At 61.2% G+C, this 9,651-nt stretch carries 8 protein-coding genes, 1 rRNA gene and 1 riboswitch; all 9 genes read right to left on the bottom strand.

Annotated features, from left to right (window positions below; all coding sequences use genetic code 11):
• Window positions 1-394 (bottom strand): 16S ribosomal RNA (locus FWD29_01930); the annotation flags it as partial.
• A gap of 259 nt (window positions 395-653) precedes the next feature.
• Window positions 654-1,409, bottom strand: coding sequence for a C40 family peptidase (locus FWD29_01925; protein ID MCL2802703.1), 756 nt, complete (start codon window positions 1,407-1,409; stop codon window positions 654-656).
• Window positions 1,410-1,567: riboswitch (cyclic di-AMP (ydaO/yuaA leader) on the bottom strand.
• A 145-nt stretch (window positions 1,568-1,712) separates the two neighbouring features.
• Window positions 1,713-2,738: a polyprenyl synthetase family protein gene (locus FWD29_01920; protein ID MCL2802702.1), complete on the bottom strand. Its 1,026-nt coding sequence runs from the start codon at window positions 2,736-2,738 to the stop codon at window positions 1,713-1,715.
• A 7-nt stretch (window positions 2,739-2,745) separates the two neighbouring features.
• On the bottom strand, window positions 2,746-4,347 hold the full coding sequence (gene nuoN / locus FWD29_01915) for an NADH-quinone oxidoreductase subunit NuoN (protein ID MCL2802701.1): 1,602 nt from the start codon (window positions 4,345-4,347) through the stop codon (window positions 2,746-2,748).
• Complete coding sequence (locus tag FWD29_01910) at window positions 4,344-5,906, bottom strand: NADH-quinone oxidoreductase subunit M (protein ID MCL2802700.1); 1,563 nt, start codon at window positions 5,904-5,906, stop codon at window positions 4,344-4,346. The genes nuoN and FWD29_01910 overlap by 4 nt, the downstream gene beginning before the upstream one ends.
• A gap of 13 nt (window positions 5,907-5,919) precedes the next feature.
• Window positions 5,920-7,884, bottom strand: coding sequence for an NADH-quinone oxidoreductase subunit L (gene nuoL, locus FWD29_01905; protein ID MCL2802699.1), 1,965 nt, complete (start codon window positions 7,882-7,884; stop codon window positions 5,920-5,922).
• Between the two features lie 5 nt (window positions 7,885-7,889).
• Window positions 7,890-8,189 (bottom strand): NADH-quinone oxidoreductase subunit NuoK, encoded by a 300-nt coding sequence (nuoK, locus tag FWD29_01900; protein ID MCL2802698.1) that lies wholly within the window; start codon window positions 8,187-8,189, stop codon window positions 7,890-7,892.
• On the bottom strand, window positions 8,186-9,049 hold the full coding sequence (locus tag FWD29_01895; protein MCL2802697.1) for an NADH-quinone oxidoreductase subunit J: 864 nt from the start codon (window positions 9,047-9,049) through the stop codon (window positions 8,186-8,188). The genes nuoK and FWD29_01895 overlap by 4 nt, the downstream gene beginning before the upstream one ends.
• Window positions 9,046-9,651 (bottom strand): NADH-quinone oxidoreductase subunit NuoI, encoded by a 606-nt coding sequence (gene nuoI, locus FWD29_01890; GenBank protein MCL2802696.1) that lies wholly within the window; start codon window positions 9,649-9,651, stop codon window positions 9,046-9,048. Before nuoI ends, FWD29_01895 begins: the two co-directional genes overlap by 4 nt.

Raw genomic sequence — 9,651 nt, 5'->3', positions numbered from 1 at the left:
GCATCAGGCTTGCGCCCATTGTGCAATATTCCCCACTGCTGCCTCCCGTAGGAGTCTGGGCCGTATCTCAGTCCCAGTGTGGCCGGTCGCCCTCTCAGGCCGGCTACCCGTCAAAGCCTTGGTGGGCCATCACCCCACCAACAAACTGATAGGCCGCGAGCCCATCCCAGACCGCAAAAGCTTTCCACCTTCCACCATGCGGTAAAAGGTCATATTTGGTATTAGCTACCGTTTCCAGCAGTTATCCCAAAGTCTGGGGCAGGTTACTCACGTGTTACTCACCCGTTCGCCACTAATCCCCCAGGACCCAAGGGCCCCGGGACCATCGTTCGACTTGCATGTGTTAAGCACGCCGCCAGCGTTCGTCCTGAGCCAGGATCAAACTCTCCATCAAAAAATTTCAGAAAAGATCGACCCCAACTAACAATAAATATGTCAGCTGGTTACAATCAAAAACCAGCATCAACACACATCCACAAACACGCTATTGAGATAACAAACCACTAGCCCATAAGGGCGCGCTACGCCTCGGGCGTGACCGCCCTGGTCTAGAGAAGCGCAACCTGTCTATTCTACCCTAGGTCTGGATGACTGGCAACTCGCCGTTGACCAGCAGGTTTGCCGCTGGTGTAAGCCACCGACGCCCAAGGGCGTCAGAAGCGCAGGAAAACCGGGTTGGAGAAGGTAATGGCCCTAACCTGCACCACGGTGCCGGTATGCGGCGCATCAATCTGCATGCCATCGCCCACGAAGATGGCCACGTGGCCGGGCTTCCAGATGACGTCGCCAGGCCTGGCATCGGCCGCAGAGACGACCGTGCCGGCGGCCCTGATTTGGCTGTCAGTGCGCGGGATCGAAATGCCGGCCTGCCCGTAGACGTACTGGACAAAGCCGGAGCAATCAAAACCCCTGGGCGTGTTGCCACCGTAGACGTAGGGCACACCTTGGTACTGGAAAGCGATTTCCAGAATGACATTCCCGGCCACTGAAGCCGGTGGCGCCACGGCCACCGGTGTGGCCGCTGGCGCGGAGTATGAACGATTTGACCGTGTGGGAGGCGGAGGTGGAGGTGGCGGCGGCGGGTCGACCACCGTGACGGTCGGGGCTTCCAGCGCCCAGTCAGCGTCCGCCGGCACTGAGGCCAGCGAGCTGGAGCCCAGTACTGAGCTGGCTTGGGCCGAGGACAGCGCAGCCGAGCTACTGGCTTGGGTCGAAGTTAACCCTGCGCCGTCAACAAGATCAGAAGCCGCCAAAGCCGGCGCGGCGCCCACTGCGGTTAGCATGCCGGTCGAGGCCACTGCGACGGCCGCTTTGCGGCCAACGCCTTCCATGGAAGCCGAAACAGCTGTGAGGGGAGTGGTGGCAGGCCCATCGGCCCGGTGCTTCGGTGTCGTAATTCGATTAGACACTACGTATCTCTCCTACGCCTACGGAGTGAGCTGTCGGGTTCGGGGGGGAGTACCCCCGGCCGGCCGGCCTGCTGGCCACCGGCTTCACCCCAAGACCCCAACAAGTGGGGCCAAAGTTGGTTCCTCCGTTCCTGCCATCTGTTCAGTTTTCTTCGACACGGCGGCAGGACTCGGCACCCGCTCGAAGACCGTCAAGAGGAGGGTTTCTCAACAGCCCTTTCAGGCTACTAGGCTCGCTGCCAAATGTCACGTTTTGGTCACGCCGGGCGCGTGAAGATGTTGTGAAGGCTTCGTTTTCGCAGGTCAGGCCAGGCGGCGGACGAAAAGATCGGCCGTGGCGGCGAGTGCGTCCTTGACTGACCCGGCCGGTAGAGCCGCCAGCTGAGCTTTGGCCATGCCCGCCCAATCCAGCGCGATTTGCCGGGAGCGTTCCATCGCCGGGTGGGCCCCAAGGCGCGCCACCACGCCTGCCAGCACGGCGTCATCGGACAAGTCCTGCCCCAAGGCCTGGGCCAAATCGACTGACTCGGTTTGCCCGCGCCCTGCCGCCAAATCTTGGTGCGCGGCCTGCTCCACCAGTAGCACCGGCATAGTCGGCACGCCCTCGCGTAAGTCGGTGCCAGGCGTCTTGCCGGTCAGCGCTGCCGGTCCGGTCAGGTCGATGATGTCATCGGCTAGCTGGAAGGCCACACCAACGGCTTCGCCAAAGCCAATCAAGGCTTCGATCACCGGCGGCGGGCAGGCCGCCATCATGGCGCCAAAACGGGCCGAAGTGGCGATTAGGGCACCGGTCTTATCGGCCAGGACCCTCATGTGGTGGTCCACCGGGTCACCTTGGCCTGGTCCCACTGTCTCGTGGATCTGGCCCAGGCAAAGCCGTTCGAAGGTTTGGGCTTGGATCAGGACCGCCTCGGCGCCCAGGCCGGCCACGATTTGTGAGGCCTTGGCAAACAACAGGTCGCCAGTCAGAATCGCCACCGTGGCGCCGTAGACTTCGTGGGCCGATGGCGCACCTCGCCTAAGCGGGGCGGAGTCGATGACATCGTCGTGGTAGAGCGAGGCCAGGTGGGTCAGCTCGACCACGGCGGCAGCGTCAACCACTGCCTGGCTGACACCGTCTCCTAGGTGAGCGCAAAGCAGCGTCAACATGGGGCGCAGCCGCTTGCCGCCGGCATCAAGCAGGTGACGGGCGGCGGCCGAGGCGAACTCGTCATCCCCCTCGACCGCCTTGAACAGGGTCGCTTCGACCTGTTCCATGCCGATTCCGACCGAGGCGGCCAGGTCTGGATCAGGTAGAGCCAGACCGGCCTTCGGTGGAGCTTCAGCCATCCGCGCCCTACAAGCCCAATTGGGCGGCCATGGTGCTAGCGAAGTTCAGCAGCCAACTCGGCGCCACGCCCACGGCCAAGGTAAACAGCAGCGAGATGGCGACTGTGATTTGCGTCAGACCTGTGGTTCTGACACCGCAGCCAACCCCGGAACTGACGACTTCGCCCGGTTCACCGGAGAAGAACATGGTCACAATCACACGGGCATAGAAGAAGGCAGCCGCCGCCGAGCAAGCCAGACCGATAACCGCCAAGACCCAGCCACCGGCGCCGAAGGCCGCCGCAAAGACGGCGAACTTGGCGACGAAGCCAGAAGTCAGCGGGATACCGGCAAAGGCCAGCAAGAAGACCGAGAAAATCCCGGCCAGCAGCGGTGAGCGCCGGCCCAAACCACGCCATTGATCCAGGGTGGTGGCGTCGCCCAGAACGTGACCGTCCGAGTCGACCTCACGCACCAGTGACATCACGGCGAAGGCGCCAACCGTGGCAATGCCGTAAGTGAAGAGATAGAACAGCGCCGAGCTGATGCCCTGCGAGGTCAGCGAAACCACGCCGGTCAAAATGAAACCAGTGTGGGCGATGGCCGAATAAGCCAGCATCCGCTTGATGTCCTTGGTCACCACACCAATGACGGTGCCAACCAGCATTGAAGCGATGGCGACCACCCAGAAGACCGCTTTGAGGTCCTGGTGGAGCCCAGGCACCACGGAGAACAGTATGCGCAGCAGCACGCCAAAGGCCGCGATCTTGGTGCAAGCCGCCATGAAACCGGTTACCGGCGTGGGCGCACCTTGGTAGACATCTGGCGTCCAGGAATGGAACGGGACCGCGCCGACTTTGAATAGCAGACCTATCAGGATCAGCACCACACCGACGTAAAGCACCACGTCGGAAGAAGCCGCCCCGTTGAAGATCACGCCGGCAATATCCGACAGCTTCAGCTTGCCGGTAGCGCCGTAGACCCAGGCCGCGCCAAACAGGAAGAAGGCCGAGGACAACGCTCCGAGCACGAAGTACTTGAACGAGGCCTCCATTGACAGCAAGCGGCGGCGGCGGGCCATACCGCTGAGCAAGTAAAGCGGCAGCGACAACACCTCTAGGGCAACGAACATAGTGATCAGGTCACCGGCCGCCGGGAACAGCATCATGCCGCCGGTGGCAAACAGCGTTAGCGGGTAGACATCGGTCTGAATCAGACCAGCCTTACGGGCCTGTTCTTCGTATTCTGAACCGGGCGTGGCAGCCACCTGCGGCGCAAAGGCGTCTTCGCCTTGTACGGCTTTATCCGCCATTACCAAGACGGCCAGCAGGGCCGAGGCGGCGATGGCAATTTGCAGGAAACTGGTCAACGAATCGGCGAAATACGAACCTTGGGCAGTGACCTGAGGCGCCGCATTGTCAAGCGCCCTAACCACGGCCAACAGGCCGCCAGCGGCAATGGCCACTAGGGCCAAGACAACTTGAACCGGCTTGCGAATCGACTTGGGCAAAACCACCTCAAACAAGGTGGCCAGCACGGCCCCACCAAGCACCACCACAACGGGCGCCAATAGGGCCCAATCGAGCCCAAGGCTCAGCCACATTTCATCGCGTACAATCCCGAAACTCATGACTGGCCCCCTTTCTGCTCGGCTAAGTCACCCAAGGCAGCTGCCGCCTGGCAGGCCTGAGTCGCTTCCTCACATTGGACAGTGACCAGCTTTAGCTCCTGGTTGGCGGCAGGCGTTAAGACATCGACTGCCGGCTTGGGGTAGAAGCCGAATACCAGCATCAAGGCGATTAGCGGCCCAACCACCCACAGTTCGCGGGCGTTGAGGTCACGGGTACCTTCCAGATCTTCGCGCGGCGGACCGGTGAAGATCTTCTGGTAGGCCCACAAGATGTACAGCGCCGCCAGCACCACACCCAGGGCCGCGATGACCGCAGGCGCCCGGGTTGAGGAGTTGGCAAACGAACCGACTAACACCTGGAATTCTGAGACGAAGGTCGAAAGACCCGGCAGGGCCACAGCCGAGAGGCCAACCACCATGAAGGTGCCAGCCAGCATTGGCACCGTGCGCTGCAAACCTGGCCCCATCTGGGTTAGGTCCTGTGTGCCGCGCCTCGAAATCAAGAAGCCAGCTAAGAAGAACAAGGCGCCAGTCGAGAAGCCGTGGTTGATCATGTAGAACGACGAACCAACCGCGGCGGTGGCGTTGAAGGCGAAGATGCCCAAAACGATGAAGCCAAAGTGGGACACCGAAGTGTAGGCGATCAAACGCAGCAGGTCGTTTTGACCCATTGCCATTAGCGCCCCCCAAACAATCGAGATCAGGGCCAAGACCACAATGGCCGGTGCGGCCCATTTGGCGGCGTTGGGGAACATCGGCAGGCACAGCACCAGCATGCCGAAGGTGCCAACCTTGTCCAACACGCCCACCAGCAAAACTGAAGTGCCGGGCTTAGCCGCCTGGGCGGCATCGGGCAACCAAGTGTGAACTGGCCACATTGGCGCCTTGACCGCGAAGGCGATGAAGAAGGACAGGAAGATCAAACGCTCAGCGGTTGACGAACCCCAGTCGATCCCGGTCAAATCACCAACCGAATAACCCTTGCCAGCCTGGGTCCAGATGGCGATAACGCCACCGAGCATGATTAGACCGCCGGCCAGCGAATAGAGCAGGAACTTCAAAGCGGCCTTGCGGCGCACGGCGCCAGAACCGAATGAACCGATCATGAAATAGACCGGAATCAGCATGGCCTCGAAAACCAGGTAGAACAAGAAAACGTCGCGAGCAGCGAAGATCGCTACCATAAACGACTCGAGCCACAACACCAGCGCGGCATAGTTGGCGCTGCGAGATGGCGTTTCCTGTTCGCGCCAGGCCGCCAGCAGCACCAACGGCACCAATAGCACCGACAGCAGCACCATGGTTAGACCAATGCCACCGACACCAACTTCGTAGTTGATGCCGAAGCGAGGGATCCAGGTGTACTTCTCGGTGAACTGAACACCACCGTTGGTTTTGAAGCCAGCGGCCATGATCACGGCCATGACCAGAACCACCAGCGAGAAGACAAAGGCCACTTGGCGGGCATAGCGCCGGACGGCACCGGGGACCAGCCAGACCACCAGTGCGCCTATTGAAGGCACCGCGATCAGCAGAGTCAGCCAGGGGATAGATTCCATCATTCAGCGCCTTTCACAACACCACGGCCAGGACAATGGCCAAGAGAATGACCATGCCAGCCACCATGGTGGCCGCGTACGAACGGGCATAACCAGTTTGGAGTCTTCGCACCACCTGGCCGGACCGGCTGATCAGCCAACCCAAGCCCCTGACCGAACCGTCAACCACATGGGTGTCAGCCGCTGTGGTGACATTGATAAGCCCCTGACCCGGTATGACGAACAGGCCGTGGTTGACCTGGTCTTGGTAGAGGTCCAGCCTGGCCGCCTTAACCAGGCCGTTGGCTGCCGGCGGCAACTTGGGCACTTTGGCTTTCTTGGTGCCAAACAGGGTCCAAGCCAAAAAGCCGCCAATCAGCACAAGTGCCAAGGTGACGCCAGTAATGACTGGCACCGCCAAAACCGGAGCCTCGGCGTGGTGGTGATGCGGGTCGGTTATGGGGGCCAGCCAGTCGGGGAACTTAACCAGCCACAAGATGAAGCCCAAGGAAACCGAGCCGAGGGCCAAAATCATCATTGGCACAGTCATAAGGGCCGGGGATTCATGCGGGTGAACGCCGTCATCCCAGCGAGCCTGGCCGTGGAAGACCATAAAGAAGAGGCGAGACATGTAGAAGGCGGTGATGCCGGCGCCAATCATTGTGACAAAGCCAAAGACCCACGGCTGCCAGCCGGTGCCCTCGAAAGCCGCCTCAATGATCTTGTCCTTGGAGAAGAAACCAGCGAAGGGTGGCAGGCCCAAGATGGCCAACCAGCCCAAGCCGAAGGTGACGTAGGTCACCATCATGGCGCTTCTAACAGCACCAAAGCGGCGCATGTCGACCTCGTCGTTCATGCCGTGCATAACCGAACCGGCTCCTAGGAACATGCCGGCCTTGAAGAAGCCATGGGTCAGCAGATGCATAATGGCGAAGGCGGCGCCAACCGGCCCTAGCCCAGCCGCCAGCATCATGTAGCCGATCTGCGACATGGTCGAGGCTGCCAGGGCCTTCTTCATATCGTCCTTGGCGCAGCCGACGATGGCGCCATACAGCAGTGTGATAGCGCCGATGACGACTACCGCCAGTTTGGCGTTGGGCGCGCCGGCGTAGATCGGGCCGGAGCGGACCACCAGATAGACACCGGCGGTGACCATGGTGGCGGCGTGGATCAGAGCAGAGACCGGTGTTGGGCCGGCCATGGCGTCACCGAGCCAGGATTGAAGCGGGAATTGGGCGGACTTGCCGCAGGCCGCAAGCAACAGCATGATGCCGATGCCGGTAACCAGGGCACTGGAGGCTTCCGGCGCCTGTGCGAAGACTTCGGTGAATCCAACCGCATGGAAGTTGGCGAACATCAGCATCATGGCCACGAGCAGGCCAATATCGCCTACCCGGTTGACCACGAAGGCTTTCTTGGCCGCCACGGCGTATTCGTCGCGGTGGTTCCAAAAACCGATCAGCAGGTAGGAGGCCAAACCAACGCCCTCCCAGCCAATAAACAGCAGCAGATAGGAGTTACCCAGTACTAGCAGCAGCATCGAGGCCACAAACAGGTTGAGGTAGGCGAAGAAACGCCGCCGGTCCGGGTCGTGGTCCATATAGGCCACCGAATAGATGTGGATCAGCGAACCAACGAAACTGACTAGTAGCACAAATGTGATCGAAAGCTGATCAACCTGCATACCGGCTTCGACCGGGCCAATTGGTCCAATCGCCGGCAGGAAGGTGAATAGCTTGACGTTCATCGACCGCTCAGCCGCGTCCAATCCGAGCAGCTGGAAGAAGGCGGCTACACCGACCACAAAAGTGGAAGACGAAGCCAACACGCCAAGCCAGTGGCCCCACGGGTTGGACCGGCGGCCCATGACCAACAACAGCCCGGCCGAGACCAGCGGGATGGCCACGCAAAGCCAGATAAGACTGGCCGGACCGGTGGCAGGAAGACTGGCGCTAATCGGTTCGATTGGCTCGGTGCTCATAAACATGGAGTTCAACATGTCGATCATCGCCTCATCAAGCTGGTGTTATCGGCACTGACAGTGTGCCGAGTTCTGAACAGGGCAATGATGATGGCTAAGCCGACCACCACCTCGGCGGCGGCCACCACCATGACGAAGAAGGCGGCCATTTGGCCGTGGAAATCGCCGTACAGCCGGGCGAAGGCCACAAACGCCAAGTTGGCCGCGTTCAGCGCCATTTCGACGCCCATGAACATGATGATGGCACTACGCCGCACCAGCACCGTGACGGTGCCAATGACAAACAAAATGACGGCTAAGACCAGATAGGCGGTGACGCTCATGGCTGCTCCTCCCCCTCGTCTTGGCTAGGTCGGGCAACTTCCACCGGCGGCCCGGCGGCCCGGACGTTAGTTGGCGGGACCGGCGGCAGCAGGTCCTCGGCCAAACCGTGCAAGCGGTGGGTCTGGCCGCGCATGCGCACCACCGTGGCGACCGAATCGTCAATCTGCTGGCCGTCGGCGTCCAGAGCCGGGATATCGGCCGCGTTATGCCGGGCAAAGACACCCGGACCGGGCAGCATGGCAATCTGTTTGCCCGTGGCCACGGCCCTGGCGGCGCGTTCGCGCTGGCCAATCCGCCGGCCAATGCGCTGGCGGTGGGTCATGATAACCGCGCCCATGGCAGCGATTATCAGCAGGGTGCCAACCACTTCCAGGGTGAAGGCAAAGTCGCTAAACAGGACCTTGGCCAAGCCGCCAGGGTTGCCACCTTGCTCGGCCGCGTTCATTGGGGCCACGCCTACTGGATCGTTCCAGGTCGCCCTAAGAGCGGCCCCGCCTAGTACCACCAACAGGCCCAGGCCCAAGATAATGCCAATCCAGCGCTGGCCCCGGATGGTTTCAATGGATGAATCCGAAGCGTCCACACCCACCAGCATCAGCACAAATACGAACAGCATCATGATGGCGCCGGTGTAGACCACGACTTGGACCACGCCTAGGAAGGGTGCGCCCAGGCCAACGTACAAGAAGGCCAAGCCCACCATTGTGATCATGACCGAGCAGGCCACAATCACTGGCCGGCGGGCAAATAACAGGGCCAGGGCCCCAAGCACCACCACTGGGGCCACCGTCCAGAACAACCACAGTTCCGATGTCGACATTGTTAGCGAGGCTCCGGCGCTCAGCAGCTGCGGGCTCATGACGCCTCTCCTTGTCCTTGTTCGTCTTCAACGACTTGGGCCGGACCAGGACCTGTGATCTTGCCCTTGTAGTAGTCGGCGGTAGTGCTGCCTGGCACCATCGGGTGCGGCGGCGCCACCATCGGCTCGACCACCGGGGCCAGCAATTGGTCTTTGGTGAAGATCATCGACTCCCGCGTGGGACCGGACAGCTCGTAGAAGGTAGTCATGGTCAGGGCCCTGGTGGGGCAGGCTTCCATGCAGAAACCACAGAAGATACAGCGCAAGTAGTTGATCTCGTAGACCCGGCCGTAGCGTTCTCCTGGCGAAAAGCGTTCCTGCTCGGTGTTGGCCCCAGCCTCAACCAATATGGCGTCGGCCGGACAAGCCCAGGCACAAAGCTCGCAGCCGACGCATTTCTCCAGGCCGTCAGCGTAGCGGTTGAGCTGATGGCGGCCGTGGTAACGCGGGAAGGGCGGCGGATACTTGAACGGGTACTGCTCGGTGGTTGGCTTCTTGAACAGCGTCTTGAAGGTCACACCGAAACCGGCCCAAGGGGCTAGGCCAAAGGCCAAGAAACCTTTCGGCTTGCGCGTCGGGTCGACCAGCGGCTTGTCTTGCAT

This window comes from Micrococcales bacterium (genome assembly GCA_009784895.1).
Classification (GTDB): Bacteria; Actinomycetota; Actinomycetes; order Actinomycetales; family WQXJ01; genus WQXJ01.
This window is presented reverse-complemented; position numbering and strand designations above follow the sequence as displayed.

Coding starts and splice junctions, on each gene's coding strand:
- FWD29_01920 (MCL2802702.1), bottom strand. CDS start 2,738: ATGGCTGAAGCTCCACCGAAGGCCGGTCTGGCTCTACCTGATCCAGAC.
- nuoN (MCL2802701.1), bottom strand. CDS start 4,347: ATGAGTTTCGGGATTGTACGCGATGAAATGTGGCTGAGCCTTGGGCTC.
- FWD29_01910 (MCL2802700.1), bottom strand. CDS start 5,906: ATGGAATCTATCCCCTGGCTGACTCTGCTGATCGCGGTGCCTTCAATA.
- nuoL (MCL2802699.1), bottom strand. CDS start 7,884: ATGTTGAACTCCATGTTTATGAGCACCGAGCCAATCGAACCGATTAGC.
- nuoK (MCL2802698.1), bottom strand. CDS start 8,189: ATGAGCGTCACCGCCTATCTGGTCTTAGCCGTCATTTTGTTTGTCATT.
- FWD29_01895 (MCL2802697.1), bottom strand. CDS start 9,049: ATGAGCCCGCAGCTGCTGAGCGCCGGAGCCTCGCTAACAATGTCGACA.
- nuoI (MCL2802696.1), bottom strand. CDS start 9,651: ATGCAAGACAAGCCGCTGGTCGACCCGACGCGCAAGCCGAAAGGTTTC.